Source organism: Sedimentibacter sp. LTW-03 (assembly GCF_052059825.1).
GTDB lineage: Bacteria > Bacillota > Clostridia > Tissierellales > Sedimentibacteraceae > Sedimentibacter.
Genome location: NZ_CP197180.1, coordinates 1772952 through 1789221, shown reverse-complemented (window position 1 = coordinate 1789221; position 16270 = coordinate 1772952). Strand labels below are relative to the sequence as shown.

Below are 16270 nucleotides of genomic sequence, written 5' to 3'. Positions count from 1 at the left end.
ATATTAAAGATAAATATCCGCAATTTTCTTGTTTTGGTAAAAAACGAAAAAAATGATAGGGCTTATATATTTTGGTGCATATGGTATAATATTATTATAATTTTTATGATTAACAAAATCTGAACCAGCTTATGCTGATAAATATTTTACAAAAAATGAAAGGATGTTTTTTGATTGATACAATTGGAAAAGAACCTGACTAAACAAAACAAGAAGGTTACTGAAATTACGATGATAGCACCAACTGTGCAGCTTGCTCAGAGAACTATGAAAATAATTAAGCAAAGAAATGAAGACATTAATGTATTTGTGCCTGCTTCAAAGGAGGATGTTCTTCATGATGCTGTTAGAATGGCTAAAAATCTTGTAAACGAAGGGGCTATGGTATTAATAAGCAGGAAAGGAACGGCTGCAGCATTTAGAGAAACTAAGTTAAATATTCCCGTAATCGCCATAAATGTATTATTGTCAGATTACATTGAAGCTATAGAGATTGCTGAGAAGGAAAAAGGGATTATAGCTTTTTTTTCATATGATGAGATGGCAGAAGATGTTAAGAGCATATGCAGAATGCTCCATATTGACGCCAGATTTTATACCTTTAAGAATGACAGTGACTGTAAAATAGTTGTAGAGCAAGCCATTGAAGAAGGGTCCGTTTTGGGGATCGGTGGTGTTATGACACAAAAATATGCAGATAAGTATAAACTCAGGCATATTACCCTAGAAAATTCAGAGGCTACGATAAACAATGCAATTGATACAGCAAAACAAATTTTAGAAATACAAAAGGAAGAATTAAAAAAGCAAAACGAGTTGAAAATTCAGCTTGAAAGATACAAGGCAGTCCTTAATTTCACCCATGATGCTATAATTGCCGTGGATGAAAAAGGCACAATAGACGTGATAAACTCAATAGCAGAAAATATAATTAACGTAAGCCCGGGATATGCAGTGGGCAAAAACATAAAGCAAATTATACGAAATACTGACATGATACAGGCTCTTGAATCGAGAGAAAAAGAACTAAATCAGCTTATGAATATTAACGGAACTATGGTTTCTACAAACAGGATACCGATAATAGTAAACGACGATGTTAAAGGTGTAGTTGCCACATTTCAGGATGTGAAGGTAATTCAGGAAAATGAAAACAAGATAAGAAGAAGCCTTCATGAAAAAGGACTGGTTGCAAAATATAATTTTAAAGATATTAAGGGCGAATCTAAGAAACTAAAGAGTGCAATATCTATAGCAAAAAGCTACGCATCTTCAGATTCCACGGTTCTAATAAGAGGAGAAACAGGTACGGGAAAAGAGCTTTTTGCCCAAAGTATTCACAATTTAAGCAAAAGAAAGAATGGACCTTTTGTTGCAATAAACTGTGCATCTTTATCATCGAATCTTTTGGAGTCGGAACTGTTCGGTTATGTAGAAGGTGCATTTACAGGGGCTGTAAAGGGCGGGAAGATAGGGCTTTTTGAATTGGCTCACAAGGGAACCATATTCTTGGATGAAATTGGAGAAATTCCGATTGAGATTCAGGCACAGCTTCTGAGAGTGCTGCAGGAAAAAGAAATAAGAAAGGTCGGATCACTGAAAAAAATGCCTGTGGATGTAAGAGTAATAACGGCAACAAATAGGGATTTAATTGACTCAATAAAAGCTAATGCATTCAGGGAGGATTTATATTACAGAATAGGAGTGCTGAACCTAAATATTCCTCCATTAAGAGACAGAGATGGAGATATACTCCTTTTGAGCAAATTCTTTTTTGAAAAAAATATGGGCAAAGAACAAATCGAGTTTGTAGATGCTTTTTATCAGATAATGGACAGGGTTAAAGAGCATAAATGGTACGGCAATATAAGAGAATTGCAAAACTTTATTGAGAGAGTTTGTGTTTTGTTGAAATATCACGGAAGCCAATATAATTTTAATCAGTTAATAATAGATGTACTTGCCATAGATCAAAGAGGCGGTGGTGAGGTTTACCCTTCAAAAGATGACAATTCACCAAAAGGGCTGGTAGCAAATGATCTGAATAAATGGGAGATAGAAAAAATAACGGATGCTCTTATTTGTAATGAGCTGTCAATACAAAAGGCGGCAGATGAGCTGGGTATAAGCAGGACAACATTGTGGAGAAAAATGAAAAAATACAAAATAAATGTGTAATTATAAATTCTCTCCAAGCATTAAATGTTATGAAATAGCGATAATTGTAAAATCTTGTATACAAATGATGAAAAATATGTAATAATATATAATATATTCTTCATTTTACTTTTTGTGGAGATTAAATTTTTTGCTTAAGAGGAGAAAAACAATATGAAAACATTTTTTAAGAGAGGTACGACATTATTGTTAGTAGCTGCCATGTTACTGGCGATGGGGGCCTCTGCATTTGCCGCTGAGACTGAAACAGTTGAAGTGAAAGGCTACAGGGATGATTGGAGCTATATGACAGAAGAAGAGATATCTGTTTTGCCGGCTCATTTTTCTGTAACAAATGTTATCAACACATTCGATGTAAAAGAGATTGACGAATTTATAGATGAAGGACTTATAGTTAACCCTTCTTCAACTGTTACTCTGCTGGCGGAAGGAGGAGTTATATTTGATATTTATAAATTAACTTCAACGGCTGAAAATACATATGAATATTATGATGAGGACAAGCTCCCTCTATTTGGAAAAGCCGTTATTTTTGTTGCTGATGAATCTGGAGAAGTAGATGAAAAAACCGTAGACGTATCAGAGCTTGAAAACTATGATGCTGAGTTTCCTATGTACCTTCCGGGGTGCAGTGTTGAATTAACAGAACCAGGTGATTACTTTGTTCTTTTCAGAGAAGAGGCAATTGCCGGACAGGCCTCAGCTTTTATTAAAGTTGTTGGCGAGTCTGAGACTCAGAATGCACCTGAAGAAGCTACTGAAGCTACTGAAACTGCTGAACCTGAAATTCCTGCCAGTGTATCTGCACTGCCTACAAGTTCCAAGGTTCTTGTAAACGGAGAAGAGGTTTCCTTTGAAGCATATAATATAGACGGTAATAATTATTTCAAGCTCAGAGATCTTGCTACAGCAATAAACGGTACAGAAAAACAATTTGAAGTTGAATGGAACAGTGAAAAAAATGCAATTAATTTAGTTTCGAACAAACCGTATACTACAGTCGGAGGAGAGATGTCCAGTGGAAACAGTCAGGAAAAGACAGGAACCCTCAATACCGCAAAAATTTATAAAGATGGTGAAGAAGTTAAACTTACAGCTTATAATATTAATAATAACAATTATTTTAAATTAAGAGACATTGCACAATCATTCAATATTGGCATAACATGGGACGGTGAAACCATGACAATAGGAATAGATACAACAATAGACTATATAGCAGAGTAATATAAGTAAATAAAAATTCCGGAAACATGTTCCGGAATTTTTCATTTTTTTTTGTTTTTTATATATTTTTTGGCGTTTTTTATTCCGCCGAAATCTTTAAACATTTCCTTGACCTTTTTTTCTTCTATTTGCTTTGACGTCAGGCCCTCATAGTTTGCTTCTTTTTTTAACTTGAAATAGTTTAAAAGTCTGCTTTCCGAAAGCGTGCCGTTTTTTATTGCTTCTTTTACGGCACATCCCGGTTCCTTTGTATGTGTGCAGTCATTAAACCTGCAGCCGGTGGAAAGTTCGTCAATATCCGAAAATGTTTTGGACAAATCAGTGCTTTCAATTCCCAGTTCTCTCATTCCGGGTGTATCTATTACGGCACCGCCTGACTTAAGAGCAATCAGCTCTCTTTTTGTGGTTGTATGCCTGCCTTTATCATCTCCGCGTATGCCTTGCGTAGCAAATAGATTTTCCCCTGCAAGTTTATTGACAAGTGTAGACTTTCCGACGCCTGAAGAGCCTATAAAGGCAACAGTCATTCCATTTTTTATACATGCTCTTACTGCTGCTAATCCGTCCTCGGTCATACTTGATGTTACTATTATATCCACACCCAGCGCCACTGTTTCCAGCTGGGGTAATATATCTCCCAAATTATCGCACAGGTCTGATTTTGTTAGGACTACTACAGGCGTTGCGCCTCCATCCCATGCAACTCCTATATATCGTTCGAGTCTTCGTAGATTGAAATCATTATTAAGACTCATACATATAAAGACTAAATCGATATTTGCTGCAACGACCTGACTGTCGCAGGACGTGCCGGCAGCTTTTCTTGTAAATGAACTTTTCCTTGTTAGAACATGGTGTATGATTGAATTACCGTCATCAATTTCATCGAGCATAACAAAATCTCCTACGGCAGGATAATCAGAAATACTAAAAGCATTATGACGAAATTTTCCTGAAATTTGTGCTTTTTTTTCTCCTTTTTCTGTAATTACTCTGTACAGTCCCTTGTCTTGAGAAGCAATTCTACCAACAGTTAAGTTCTCATGCATACGAGACTCATTAACAAACCTTTCGTTGAGTCCGTAATCTTCCATATTAATTTTATTCAATGCATCCTCCTGAAATGTAAGTGATTATACGGAGGCATAGGATTATAGTTTATATACCTCCGGGTTTTCTGTTGAATTTTCTATTAATGCAAAAATCATAATGCAACACTCCCTTCTTGTGAGATATTTGTAAGAATATTTTATAATAAAACGTAATTAAATTCAATAAAATCCTTGAAAAAAGCATAAATTGTTTATAAACACTCCTTTAGCAGTTTAAAATAAAAATTGCAGGGTACTTATAACATAAAAAGAGGATGGGAGCTGGAATTTTGAAAACTAAGTGCTGTTCAAGACATTTGTGCAAACGTATGATAAATTATTTTTTTCGCAACCAATCAATTGCTATTGTGCTGAAGTATGGGATATTTGGATCGCTTTGGGTTGTTTTGTCAGATTCTGTTCTTGAAGTTTTTGCTGGTGATTTCGAAATATATAAAAATTTACAGACATATAAAGGCTGGATTTTTATCTTTCTTACAATGATAATAGTGTATATTTTAATAAATAAAAGGGAGAAAAGAATAATAAATGCAACAGGAGAATCATCCAAGGCGATAAGAGAATTGAGGCATATGGCGTATTATGACACTTTGACTGGATTGCCAAACAGAGCTATGTTTGTAAGCAAAATTAAAAATCTTGTCAGTAGTTCAAGGCAGAAGTTTGCGATTGCATTTTTAGATATAGATAACTTTAAATACATAAATGATACATTGGGACATTACATAGGAGATGATTTCCTAAAATTTATGGCACACAAAATGTCAAAAGAAATAAAGGCACCGGATATGGTAGCAAGACTTGGAGGAGATGAATTTGCAATATTAATAAGAAGTTTTGAAACCAAGGATATATTGCTTAACAGATTGGAAAATATAAAAAACAGTATAGGAAACACTTGGAATTCAGGCAGCAGGGAATTTTATATATCCATGAGCATAGGTATTGCGGTATATCCAGATGACGGCTACGATTTTGACACGTTGCTTAAGCATTCTGACATAGCAATGTATGCAGCAAAAAAAGAAGGAAAAAACAAGATGTTTTTTTATGAGGAAGATATTCATTACGAGACGATATGGCATATACAGATGGCAAATAAATTGCAAAAGGGCTTGGATTGCAATGAATTTGAACTGAATTACCAACCTCAGGTACAGCTGAGCACAGGAGATATAATAGGCACAGAAGCACTTGTAAGGTGGAATCACCCTCAGGAAGGTTATATTTCTCCGGCGGATTTTATTCCAGTAGCAGAAATAACAGGACAGATATATGAGTTGGAGAGGCGCATAATAAAGAATGTATTAATTCAGAAGAAAAAATGGGAAGAACAGGGCCTGAATGATTTAGAATTATCACTAAACCTGTCCGGAAAATCACTTATAAGTAATTCAAGTTTCAGACAAATAGAAGAAATATTTTCTGACTACGATGTGGACTATTCAAATATTGTTATAGAAATAACCGAAACAGCGGCAATTACACATATTGATACAGCAATAGAAAGATTAAATATATTAAAAGCAAAAGGTTTAAAAATTGCATTGGACGATTTTGGAACAGGATATTCTTCCCTGACATATTTAAGGAGGCTTCCGATTGATATTGTTAAGCTTGATAAGAGTTATATAGGAAACGGTGATAAAAAAGACATATCAATAATTAAATTTATAGTATCTCTTGCGCATGACTTGGGTATCAGAGTTATAGCAGAAGGGATAGAAACAATTGAACAGTATGATTATCTTAGAACTATAGAATGTGAATGCGGGCAAGGGTACTATTTAGGGCGCCCGATGTATATTGATGAACTAAATGAGCTGTTGACGGAGAAATTCGAGCAAAAATAAAGTGGTTTGATTTTATGTAATATTTAAAAAAATTTGCAATTATGATACAATGTAGTAAAACTAAATTAGGAGATTAAATTGAAAACAGAAAATTATAAATTTTTCCAAAACACCAAATGCGAATATTTTCCGTGCCATAAAACTTCCGATGAGGAAAGCTTTAACTGTCTTTTTTGCTATTGTCCATTGTACATGCTTAAAGATGAATGTGGAGGAAATTATGTTGTGAATCATGGCATAAAGGACTGCACAAACTGCCTTGTCCCACATTCGAAAGGAAGCTATGAAAGGATTATGGCAAAGATGAAGGAGGTTATTAAAAGAGGAAGTGATTTTTAATTGTTATTAACACTGTTAGAAAAGATAGAAACTGATTGGCAATAATTAAATATATGATTAATAAGGCTAAAATTACATATGATATAAAAAATGAGCGGTGGTTATTATGAATGATTTGAGCTTTAAAACTTATGCAGTAACTAATGAAATAGAACTTAATAAGATAGCTGTTGAATGTAATATAAAGAAAAAATATACATGGGAAGAACCGCTTATGCTTCAGGACTCAGTTCTGGAAATGGTAATAGGCGAGCAAGCCTATGAAAATGAAATGATTTTAGTTTTTTCATTCGGTAGCATAGTATTTATTAACTCCGATAAAAAGCACACCGAAATTTTTATGAAATATATTAAAAAAATTAAGACTGATATAGACATTGAGCATTATGAAAAATTTAAGGATGACTATGCTCTGCATTTAACTGAGGGAGAAGAATTAGAATGCACAGATGAATATGTTCAGGTTCCGCATAATGAGCTGTTTTATCCTGAGCTTATTGCCATTGTAATTGCAAAATCAGTAGCCTTGGAAAGAATTGAAGAGCAGCTGGGGAAAATTCTTGACAATATCGAAATTAAAATTGATAATCTGGAAAAGGGAAAGCTGAATATAGGGAATAAAGAGCTTGCTAAGACTATATCTCGAATAGTAAGACATGAATACAATACAATTGCATATATAATGATACTTGATAAGCCTGACATTACTTGGATTAACAGCAATGCAGCGCTGTTTTACGAACAGATGTCTGATTTTTTTGAATTGAACGACAGATATGAAGTAATTAAAAACAAGACGGAAATTCTTAAAAGCATTGTTGATGGGCTCGCTGATATAAGCAGTTCTATACGCGGACTCTTTTTAGAATGGATTATAATTATTTTAATAGTTATAGAAGTTATCCTGATGTTTCTTGATTTGTTCAGGTAAGGTGAGGCTTATGAATGTAAAAATACTTAACACATTTAAAGTTGCCGCAAGAATTTCGCTTATTCAGGTTGCTTCACATTTTAATTTTAAGCAGGATGCCGGATGGAAAGAATTTATTAAAATTGGGAGCAGTGAACTTGAGAAAGTATTTATGTACAGTATCAAGGACAAATATGTTTATTTGTACAAATATGGATGCATAACATTTGTTAATTTTAAGCATCATGAAATATTTTATTTTTTTGAGTATCTGTCTAAAATATATGTAGATATTGATAATACGATGCTTTCAAAATTTACTGATACATATGTGTTGAACGTATCTGATAACAGTATGGTAAATTTGGATGGAGTGGAGGAAAACTACGAATTTAGCGGTATTATGCTTGATATAATCTCAACAGTGCAGGCTAAATCAACAGAAATACATAAAATCGAAGCTGAACTTAATAAGGTCCTGGATGATGCAGAAAAGCTGATAAATTACTTAAATAAAGGAAGGCTGATAGCAAATTCGAGAAATGTTATATCTACTATTGCTCAATGCACCCGGTTTAAATACAGAACTATTGAAAGCGTAAGACTTCTTGACAGACCGCCTGAATTTTCTAAAACAATAGAAACTCGAAATCTGTTTAACATTGTAAGTAAATCTTTTGAACTTGATGACAGATATTTGGATATGCTTAACAGGATGGAAGTATTGGACTCTATAACTGAGGAATATTTCAACTTTAAGCATAACCAGTCGGAAAAGAGATTACTGATATTTGAAATAATACTTTTGGCATTGTTTCCAATTATGTATTTTATAGGATAGCTTTATTTAATGTTATTACCGTGCCATAAAGGATCATAGGTACAACTTTGCAGCATAGTAAATCAGCAAATGGAGAGGGTACACCGCATAAAACGATATTTGTAAAAATTTATTTTTCGCCCCGAGAGATCCATTATATTTATAGATAAAAGGTAACGCCAGAAGAGACAGTTGTTGAATAAAAACGGAAGAAAAATTTACTATTATCATCACTATTGAGGTAATAATAAATTTTTTTGGTTTTTCTTGATTTCTGGTGAAATAGAAAGTGAGAATATATACAATACCCATTGCATCGTAATCGACTTTTAGCAACACCGCCAGAATACAGGCAGATATAATTACCGCAGTGTTGTTGAATTTAAATCTTTCCACCTTATTATCCAATATGTAAATGGTAATTAAACCTATGAACAAAGTGAAAAATATATTTTGATGAACAAATCCTACCTGATTAAAAAAAGCCAAATCAAAAGGTATTTCAGAAATCAGTGCAAATAATAAAAGTCTCTGTGCATATTTTTTGAAATTGCTTGTGTGAAAATAGCCTTCTACTAACAGAAAGCAATAAATAGGAAAAGCAATTCTACCTATCATTCTAAAAATCATCATATCTTCTTGAAAGATTGCTCCGTAATGATCTATAATCATAGTAACAAGGGCAATTATTTTTAATGCAAATACATTCATATCATTCTCCGAAAATAAATATAACTAATTATATAAGGGATATTCAATTAATACAAGAGTTTAAACGATAATGTAATAATTCAATAATAATAACAAAACTATTTTAATTTGTGATATAATAATAGCGCATAATATTTTATCTGAGAGGTACATATGATTAAAGAATTTGAAGGAATACTTCCGATTATTGATGAAAAGACATACGTAGCGGAAGGTGCACAACTTATTGGCAATGTAATAATGAAGGAATATAGTAGTGTATGGTATAATGCAGTTGCAAGAGGCGATATTAATACAATTACTATAGGAAGATATACGAATATTCAGGATAATGCAATAGTGCATGTTGATGATACAGAACCAACTGTCATAGGAGATTTTGTAACAGTTGGGCATGGAGCAAATGTCCATGGCTGCACTATTGAAGATCACTGTCTCATAGGGATGGGGGCAATTATTTTAAACGGTGCCGTAATAGGAAGAGGCAGCATTATTGCTGCAGGAGCAGTAGTTAAAGAACACGAGATTATACCTCCATTTTCAATGGTTGCGGGCGTGCCGGGAAAAATTATTAAGAAACTCCCTGAAAACACGGACCGCTTGCATGCACAGGCGGTAAAATATAAAACTCTATGGTCAATAAGATACGGGGTCATGCCGGAAGCTGGCGGCGAAATATATAATGGTGAACAAATAGTATAAAAAAAGGCAGTTAGGAGACTGCCTTTTTTTTACGTTCTTTAACTTTAGGGGTAGTTAACTATAGGAGTTATGCTATTTTTTATAATCTCTACATGTGCCGAAAATTTATGCCAGCATTTTCATTATTGACGCCTTAGGCCTTACACCTACCATAGTTTTTACAATCTTACCATCTTTCATAACAGCCAGAGTAGGTATGCTCATTACGTTGAAAGCTGTAGCAAGCTCGGGCTGTTCATCTATGTTGACTTTTCCAACCTTTACATTTGGCACTTCATTTGCTATCTCATCCACTACGGGGGAAATCATTTTACAAGGCATGCACCAGCTCGCCCAAAAGTCCAATAGTACCGGTTTATCTGATTTTATAACTTCTTGCTCAAAATTTGATTTAGTTATTTTAACTGTGCTCATATTATTAATCTCCTTAAATATTTATTATGGTTTTATTATAGCAGGTATTAACAATATAACAGTAACTTAGTCACTGTCCAAGCTGTCTGAAAAAAGTCAGTAAATAGAGCTTTCAATTATATAGATAATATATTAACTTGTGGTGGAATATGCAGGTGCTGACTGCTTTTCACGCATTACTAATTAAATGCTTTTTAAAATCTGATAGGATTATAAATTTACTGTTGAGCTGAACAGTGATTTGGTCAACACATTAAAATTAATTTTTTTAAATTTTTTGGCAATACTAGTTATATATTCTATTGCGGAGGAATAAATGAAGGAATTATTTTTGAAGACGGAGCATGGGCTTCAGTCTATTGATGAAAAACTTATAGAAAAGTACGATCTGGTTGAAGGAAAAATTGCGCCGTTCAGCAGGTACTGGATAGTAGATAAAAATGGCAGCATGGGAATTGATGATCCATCTGACGATACTTCAAGTCCGAGTCCGGATGAAATGCCGGCGGGAGAAGGTGCAGAAGATGATGAAATTGTGGAATTTTCTGATACCGGTGCAATTCTTTCGCAGTCGGAGATAATAGATTTTTCCCACGGAACGGATTCGGAATAACATAGCTTAGCATTAGAACTAGTAAACCCGGCATTACATTATGATGGTAAGACCATCGTATGTTTGCCGGGTTTTGATTTAATATGAGTCACTATTAATTATTTGTAATAAAATATATATTGACAATTGAATGATTGAACAACTATAATTGATTAAACGGTTGAACAATTAAACAACTAAAGGAGGAGCAAATTGAACATAGAAGAGTTAAGCAGTGATTGTGATGTTATACATGCAGATGTAGTTGAAAAAGTAAGGAAGAAAATGCCTAATGAAAATGATTTGTATGACTTATCAGATTTTTTCAAGGTCTTGGGCGATTCCACCAGAGTTAAAATTATATGGGCTTTGGATCAAGATGAAATGTGTGTATGCGATATAGCTGTACTTCTAAATATGACGAAATCCGCTATATCACACCAGCTTAAAACACTGAGACAGGCAGATCTTGTAAAGTTCAGAAGAGAAGGAAAGGTTATATATTATTCACTCAAAGATGATCACGTAAGAGAAATATTTGAAACTGGTATGGAACATATTAACGAAAAATATATGCAGTAATAATTTTTTGGAGGAAGATAATGAGGAAGAAGTTTATGCTTGAAGGATTGAATTGTGCAAACTGTGCAGCAAAAATTGAAAGAGATATTACAAAACTTGAAGGAGTTGAAAGCGCATCTATAAATTTAATGACAGAAAAACTCATAGTAGAGGGCGCTGAGGATATGATGTCGCAAATAGCAATTATGGCTGAAAAAATAGTAAATAAATATGAACCTGAAGTTAGATTTAAAACAGCATAAGGAGTAAGTATGAAAAAAAGGATTTGGAGACTGATAATAGCTTTTGCTTTGTTTATAGCAGCGTTGGCTGTGCAACATGAAATTCTAAAAATGTCATTGTTTGTTTTGAGTTTTATTTTAGCCGGTGGTGATGTTGTCGAGAGAGCTGTAAGAAATATTATCAGAGGAGATGTATTTGATGAAAACTTCCTGATGTCAATAGCTTCAATTGGAGCATTTCTTATAGGAGAGGCCCCCGAAGGAGTGGCAGTTATGCTGTTCTACCAAGTGGGAGAAGCGTTTCAGAGTTATGCTGTGGGACAATCTAGAAAATCCATTGCAAGTTTAATGGATATCCGCCCCGATTATGCAAATGTGAAGATAAATGATGAACTGATAAAGAAAAACCCGGATGATGTTAAAGTTGGAGATGTAATTGTTGTGAAAGCAGGAGAAAAGGTTCCGCTTGACGGTATAGTGACAGAGGGTAGTTCTATGTTAGATACTTCAGCATTGACAGGTGAGTCTGTTCCTAGAGAGGTTACAGTCGGCAGCAATCTTTTAAGTGGATGCATTAATATTAACGGAGTTATTACAGCTAAGGTCACGAAGGAATTTGAGGAATCAACAGTGAGTAAGATACTTGACCTTGTTGAAAATGCCGGGAGTAAAAAGTCAAAATCTGAAAGGTTTATCACCAAGTTTGCCAGATATTATACACCTTCAGTTGTTATAATAGCCGCGCTCCTTGCTGTTGTGCCGCCTTTGATAATTAAAGGGGCTTTGTTCAGTACATGGATATATAGGGCATTATCATTTTTGGTTGTATCCTGCCCGTGTGCATTGGTTATTTCGGTACCGCTTAGCTTTTTCGGCGGAATTGGCGGGGCATCTAAAAAGGGAATTTTAATAAAGGGTAGCAACTACCTGGAGGCATTGGCAAAAACTGAAATAGTAGTATTTGATAAAACAGGTACATTGACCAAGGGAGTGTTTGAGGTACAGGAAGTTTATGCTGAGAATATCTCTGAGCGGGAACTGCTGAAGTTCGCAGCGTATGCTGAGGACTATTCAAACCACCCGATTTCTTCATCCATAAAACGTGCCTTTGGAGATGAAATCGATAGCGATAAAATATCCGATGTTGTGGAGGTTTTAGGACAAGGTGTATTTGCAAATGTCGAGGGAAGAAACATTCTCGCCGGAAACGGAAGGCTGATGAAAGAAAATGGCATTTCTTATTACGAAGGAGAGTTAATTGGCACTGTAGTTCATGTAGCTGTTGACGGGAACTATGCAGGATATATACTCATCGCAGATGAGGAAAAAGATGATTCGGCAAAGGCTGTCAACATGCTGAGGAAAGAGGGCATTAATAACATAGTTATGCTTACTGGTGACAGCAAGGCTGCAGGTGATAGTGTTGCCGGTCGGATAGGTGTGGGTAAAGTTTATTCAGAGCTTCTTCCTGGAGATAAGGTAGATAAGGTGGAAGAGCTTATAAACCAAAAATCACCGAGAGGAAAGCTGGCTTTTGTGGGAGATGGAATAAATGATGCTCCTGTTCTTGCAAGGGCAGATATAGGAATAGCTATGGGAGGTCTGGGATCAGATGCAGCTATTGAAGCTGCAGATATAGTAATAATGACCGATGAACCATCAAAGATAGTATCTGCAATTAAAATTTCACGCAAAACTTTGGCAATAGCCTATCAGAATATTATCTTTGCCATAGGTGTGAAAGTATTGATACTTTTATTAAGTGCTGTAGGTTTTGCAACAATGTGGGCTGCTGTATTCGCAGATGTTGGAGTCGCTTTTATTGCGATACTGAATTCCTTTAGAGCACTGAATGTCAGAAACATTTATTAATAAAAAACATGCATGTATATGAATCATGCATGTTTTTTATTATGTTGCTTAGAAAACGTTATGAAGCAAACTGATATTATGGTATAATAAATAAAACGAATTATTGTATCAGTGTAAATTAAGCCTATTCGCAGCTTGCACTTAGATATAATGACACTATTAATGATAAACCAATTATTAGGAGGGTACCATGGAGTTGAAAAATTTTAAGGAACTGGTTGAAAAGGTTCGAAACAGCAATTCAATAAAGAAAGTTGCAGTGGCAGCAGCCCATGACAAGCATACATTGGAGGCTGTATTTAGAGCTGTGAGCGATAAATTGGTTGAACCTGTACTTGTAGGTAAGAAAGATGAAATAATAAAGATACTTAAGGATATTTCTGTTGAATTCGATGAGAAAATAATAATCAATACTGAGAGTGATGCAGAAGCTGCAGAAAAAGCGGTTGAATTAATTAATGAAAATAAAGCGGATTTCATTATGAAGGGCAAATTACAAACTGCAGATTTACTGAAGGCGGTTGTTAATAAAGAGAAAGGGATAAGAACAGGTAACGCTATGACCCATGTGGCTATAATAGAAGTACCTTCATATCACAAGCTGATAGCAATAACTGACGGCGGAATGATGATGTATCCTAATGCTGAGGAAAAGAAACAGATTATAGAAAATGCAGTTGATGTATTTTTGGCTATGGGATATGAGTGCCCTAAGGTAGCAATATTAACAGCCATTGAAAGTGTAAACCCTAAAATGCCTGAGACAGTTGATGCGGATATACTTAAAAAAATGAACCTTAACGGAGAAATTAAGAATTGCATAATTGAAGGGCCTATATCTGTGGATTTAACCTTCAACAAAGAATCTGCCAGAATAAAAGGATATGAAAGTCCGGTAACGGGAGAAGCTGATATTATTGTATCGCCAGATATTACTTCGGGAAATATTATGAGTAAGGTATTGCTTGAGTTTGCAGGCGGAAAAATGGCAGGTATGATCGTGGGGGCTAAGGTGCCTGTTGTACTGACATCAAGAGGATCTTCTTCCGAGGAAAAGTACTTGTCCTTAGTGCTGTCTGCATCATCAGTCAGATAACTAAACTTCAATATGAATAAAATTTTACTGATTACTGCCGTCAACATGACGGCAGTTTTTAATATACTATTAAAACAAGATTGTTTAGCAATTTTTTACTAATATTTAGTCATATAAAGCAAGACTGCTCTAATATAAATATTAATAAGCAATAGATTGCTATTGGAGGGATTCATTTGGGAGATGACTGTCAAAAAATCAGAGAGGCAGTTACAAATTTGAAAAAACTGTACAGTTTCAGAGGGCCGCTTCATTTTACAGATTTTTCAAACTTAAGTTCAATTATAAGCATTGGGTATTTGTGCGGAAGGGATTTGTGCCATGCAAATCACATAGAATTTTACGATGCTGCACATGAAGAAAAAATCAAAGATGTGCCGGGAAAAGTAAGGGGATGTGCAAGATTTTATTATACGGAGAAAGCTAACTATGAGGTTATGCAAAAATTAGATATTCCCGTGTATCTTTTGTTTGATGAAGAAATTATATGCCATGACCTGGCAATTTATACAGATGGAAATGCCGACTACAAAAATACTTCTTATGGAACAGATTATAATTTTTTTAATTATGATATTGACTGGGAAACCGTTTTTGATAAAAGATGCGTAGATAAATTCTTAAAAGGAAAAGTTAATGAATTGTTTAGCATCAGAAAGCAGGCTGAGCTTCTTATTGATGAGCCTGTATCGTTGAGAAGGCTGAAAAATGTTATATTTAGAAGTCCGACAGAATACAGAAGGGCATGCAATCTTTTCGGAAAGAATAATATGTATCGCGTTGAACCTGATATGTTTTTTCATGACAGCAATTATGTAAAAGACTACAATATTGTGTATAACAGCCAAAGCGACAGAAATGTGTTCATATTTCATTTCTGTACGTGTAATCCGGTGAAGAATGATGACAGGCATGAATACAGACTGTATGATATAAACGACAGGCCGCTTCGTGCAGTAAAAGTGAATTATCTGGGAACAGATAAAACGGATTTTCATGTAGAGGTAGACTGCTTGCCATGTCTTCCGGTAAAATTCAAGTTCTGGTTTTACGGGGTGTTGTGCATAGAGGAAATAATAGGATAAGTAAGAGACAGTTCCCAAATAATCACATTGAAAATGAAAATTCAGGAACTATAAACACGTCAATCAGCTATAACTCGATATCAGGAATTAAAATTTCTACTTTCTTGTAAGGATTAGGTTCAATGGACGGTACAGGAGTCATGTTTACGTTAAATTCAGTAGTTATCCCCGGAAATACCTGAATATTGTGGATTGCCGTGGGGTAATAAAAATCAAAACTGACACTCAAGTGATAGGTAGTATAATAATATACCGGATCCATTGTGCTTATTCCTGGATTGTACGATACTGGAAGTGAAATAACCGGAGCATATCCCATTGAATCAGTAGTTGTGATTTCAACCGGTACCAGTTCTTCAAGCGAGGCATATACAGTTACACGTGCGCCGCTTAATGGGTATTTGCCAAGTTCTGTTACAGCTCTTATCTTTATATATCCGTTTTCTCCGTCATTAATATTTATATTGTTTGCAGACGCATCGCTCACGACGATACCATCGGTACTTTCCGGTGCTTGTGGGTTATTTTTCGTAGTCATATCTACTCTCCATTCTAT

17 protein-coding genes are annotated in these 16270 nt (G+C 34.8%); 13 read left to right on the top strand and 4 right to left on the bottom strand.

The window, feature by feature from the left end:
- Positions 1 to 174: 174 nt before the first annotated feature.
- Complete coding sequence (locus tag ACS3UD_RS08970; protein WP_308139942.1) at positions 175 to 2178, top strand: sigma-54-dependent Fis family transcriptional regulator; 2004 nt, start codon at positions 175 to 177, stop codon at positions 2176 to 2178.
- Between the two features lie 153 nt (positions 2179 to 2331).
- The gene (locus ACS3UD_RS08965; RefSeq protein WP_308139943.1) at positions 2332 to 3405 is read left to right on the top strand and encodes a stalk domain-containing protein; all 1074 of its coding nucleotides are present in this window, start codon (positions 2332 to 2334) and stop codon (positions 3403 to 3405) included.
- A 41-nt stretch (positions 3406 to 3446) separates the two neighbouring features.
- Here ACS3UD_RS08965 and rsgA read toward each other — a convergent pair whose 3' ends face one another.
- A complete protein-coding gene (rsgA, locus tag ACS3UD_RS08960) occupies positions 3447 to 4514 on the bottom strand; it encodes a ribosome small subunit-dependent GTPase A (protein ID WP_308139944.1) in 1068 nt (355 codons plus the stop codon).
- A gap of 272 nt (positions 4515 to 4786) precedes the next feature.
- Here rsgA and ACS3UD_RS08955 point away from each other — a divergent pair, with 272 nt between their 5' ends.
- The 4 genes from ACS3UD_RS08955 to ACS3UD_RS08940 all read left to right on the top strand — a co-directional run bounded on the left by ACS3UD_RS08955 (position 4787) and on the right by ACS3UD_RS08940 (position 8460).
- Positions 4787 to 6370 carry a putative bifunctional diguanylate cyclase/phosphodiesterase gene (locus ACS3UD_RS08955; protein WP_440977756.1) on the top strand — a complete coding sequence of 528 codons (1584 nt, stop codon included), beginning with the start codon at positions 4787 to 4789 and terminating at the stop codon, positions 6368 to 6370.
- Between the two features lie 78 nt (positions 6371 to 6448).
- Positions 6449 to 6709: a cysteine-rich small domain-containing protein gene (locus ACS3UD_RS08950; protein ID WP_308139946.1), complete on the top strand. Its 261-nt coding sequence runs from the start codon at positions 6449 to 6451 to the stop codon at positions 6707 to 6709.
- A gap of 106 nt (positions 6710 to 6815) precedes the next feature.
- Entirely contained in the window at positions 6816 to 7640 is an 825-nt protein-coding gene (locus ACS3UD_RS08945) for an RMD1 family protein (RefSeq protein ID WP_308139947.1), read from the top strand.
- Positions 7641 to 7650: 10 nt separating this feature from the next.
- Positions 7651 to 8460, top strand: coding sequence for an RMD1 family protein (locus ACS3UD_RS08940; protein WP_308139948.1), 810 nt, complete (start codon positions 7651 to 7653; stop codon positions 8458 to 8460).
- Positions 8461 to 8493: 33 nt separating this feature from the next.
- On the opposite strand, the gene ACS3UD_RS08935 is transcribed toward ACS3UD_RS08940, so the two are convergent.
- Positions 8494 to 9150: a TraX family protein gene (locus ACS3UD_RS08935; protein ID WP_308139949.1), complete on the bottom strand. Its 657-nt coding sequence runs from the start codon at positions 9148 to 9150 to the stop codon at positions 8494 to 8496.
- 153 nt (positions 9151 to 9303) lie between these two features.
- Here ACS3UD_RS08935 and ACS3UD_RS08930 point away from each other — a divergent pair, with 153 nt between their 5' ends.
- The gene (locus tag ACS3UD_RS08930) at positions 9304 to 9852 is read left to right on the top strand and encodes a gamma carbonic anhydrase family protein (RefSeq protein ID WP_308139950.1); all 549 of its coding nucleotides are present in this window, start codon (positions 9304 to 9306) and stop codon (positions 9850 to 9852) included.
- A gap of 105 nt (positions 9853 to 9957) precedes the next feature.
- Here the strand turns inward: ACS3UD_RS08930 and trxA are convergent, their stop codons facing one another.
- The gene (gene trxA / locus ACS3UD_RS08925; RefSeq protein ID WP_308139951.1) at positions 9958 to 10266 is read right to left on the bottom strand and encodes a thioredoxin; all 309 of its coding nucleotides are present in this window, start codon (positions 10264 to 10266) and stop codon (positions 9958 to 9960) included.
- A gap of 316 nt (positions 10267 to 10582) precedes the next feature.
- Between trxA and ACS3UD_RS08920 the strand changes: the two genes are divergently transcribed.
- The 6 genes from ACS3UD_RS08920 to ACS3UD_RS08895 all read left to right on the top strand — a co-directional run bounded on the left by ACS3UD_RS08920 (position 10583) and on the right by ACS3UD_RS08895 (position 15714).
- Positions 10583 to 10879, top strand: coding sequence for a hypothetical protein (locus ACS3UD_RS08920; protein WP_308139952.1), 297 nt, complete (start codon positions 10583 to 10585; stop codon positions 10877 to 10879).
- A 192-nt stretch (positions 10880 to 11071) separates the two neighbouring features.
- Positions 11072 to 11440, top strand: a complete 369-nt coding sequence (locus tag ACS3UD_RS08915; protein WP_308139953.1) for an ArsR/SmtB family transcription factor — start codon at positions 11072 to 11074, stop codon at positions 11438 to 11440.
- Positions 11441 to 11460: 20 nt separating this feature from the next.
- On the top strand, positions 11461 to 11682 hold the full coding sequence (locus ACS3UD_RS08910; protein ID WP_308139954.1) for a cation transporter: 222 nt from the start codon (positions 11461 to 11463) through the stop codon (positions 11680 to 11682).
- A 9-nt stretch (positions 11683 to 11691) separates the two neighbouring features.
- Complete coding sequence (locus tag ACS3UD_RS08905; protein WP_308139955.1) at positions 11692 to 13533, top strand: heavy metal translocating P-type ATPase; 1842 nt, start codon at positions 11692 to 11694, stop codon at positions 13531 to 13533.
- 190 nt (positions 13534 to 13723) lie between these two features.
- The gene (locus ACS3UD_RS08900; RefSeq protein ID WP_308139956.1) at positions 13724 to 14629 is read left to right on the top strand and encodes a bifunctional enoyl-CoA hydratase/phosphate acetyltransferase; all 906 of its coding nucleotides are present in this window, start codon (positions 13724 to 13726) and stop codon (positions 14627 to 14629) included.
- Positions 14630 to 14805: 176 nt separating this feature from the next.
- Complete coding sequence (locus ACS3UD_RS08895; RefSeq protein ID WP_308139957.1) at positions 14806 to 15714, top strand: DarT ssDNA thymidine ADP-ribosyltransferase family protein; 909 nt, start codon at positions 14806 to 14808, stop codon at positions 15712 to 15714.
- Between the two features lie 67 nt (positions 15715 to 15781).
- Here ACS3UD_RS08895 and ACS3UD_RS08890 read toward each other — a convergent pair whose 3' ends face one another.
- Positions 15782 to 16252 carry a hypothetical protein gene (locus ACS3UD_RS08890; RefSeq protein WP_308139958.1) on the bottom strand — a complete coding sequence of 157 codons (471 nt, stop codon included), beginning with the start codon at positions 16250 to 16252 and terminating at the stop codon, positions 15782 to 15784.
- Positions 16253 to 16270: the final 18 nt, after the last annotated feature.

Coding starts and splice junctions, on each gene's coding strand:
- ACS3UD_RS08965 (WP_308139943.1), top strand. CDS start 2,332: ATGAAAACATTTTTTAAGAGAGGTACGACATTATTGTTAGTAGCTGCC.
- ACS3UD_RS08945 (WP_308139947.1), top strand. CDS start 6,816: ATGAATGATTTGAGCTTTAAAACTTATGCAGTAACTAATGAAATAGAA.
- ACS3UD_RS08940 (WP_308139948.1), top strand. CDS start 7,651: ATGAATGTAAAAATACTTAACACATTTAAAGTTGCCGCAAGAATTTCG.
- ACS3UD_RS08935 (WP_308139949.1), bottom strand. CDS start 9,150: ATGAATGTATTTGCATTAAAAATAATTGCCCTTGTTACTATGATTATA.
- ACS3UD_RS08930 (WP_308139950.1), top strand. CDS start 9,304: ATGATTAAAGAATTTGAAGGAATACTTCCGATTATTGATGAAAAGACA.
- trxA (WP_308139951.1), bottom strand. CDS start 10,266: ATGAGCACAGTTAAAATAACTAAATCAAATTTTGAGCAAGAAGTTATA.
- ACS3UD_RS08920 (WP_308139952.1), top strand. CDS start 10,583: ATGAAGGAATTATTTTTGAAGACGGAGCATGGGCTTCAGTCTATTGAT.
- ACS3UD_RS08910 (WP_308139954.1), top strand. CDS start 11,461: ATGAGGAAGAAGTTTATGCTTGAAGGATTGAATTGTGCAAACTGTGCA.
- ACS3UD_RS08905 (WP_308139955.1), top strand. CDS start 11,692: ATGAAAAAAAGGATTTGGAGACTGATAATAGCTTTTGCTTTGTTTATA.
- ACS3UD_RS08900 (WP_308139956.1), top strand. CDS start 13,724: ATGGAGTTGAAAAATTTTAAGGAACTGGTTGAAAAGGTTCGAAACAGC.
- ACS3UD_RS08890 (WP_308139958.1), bottom strand. CDS start 16,252: ATGACTACGAAAAATAACCCACAAGCACCGGAAAGTACCGATGGTATC.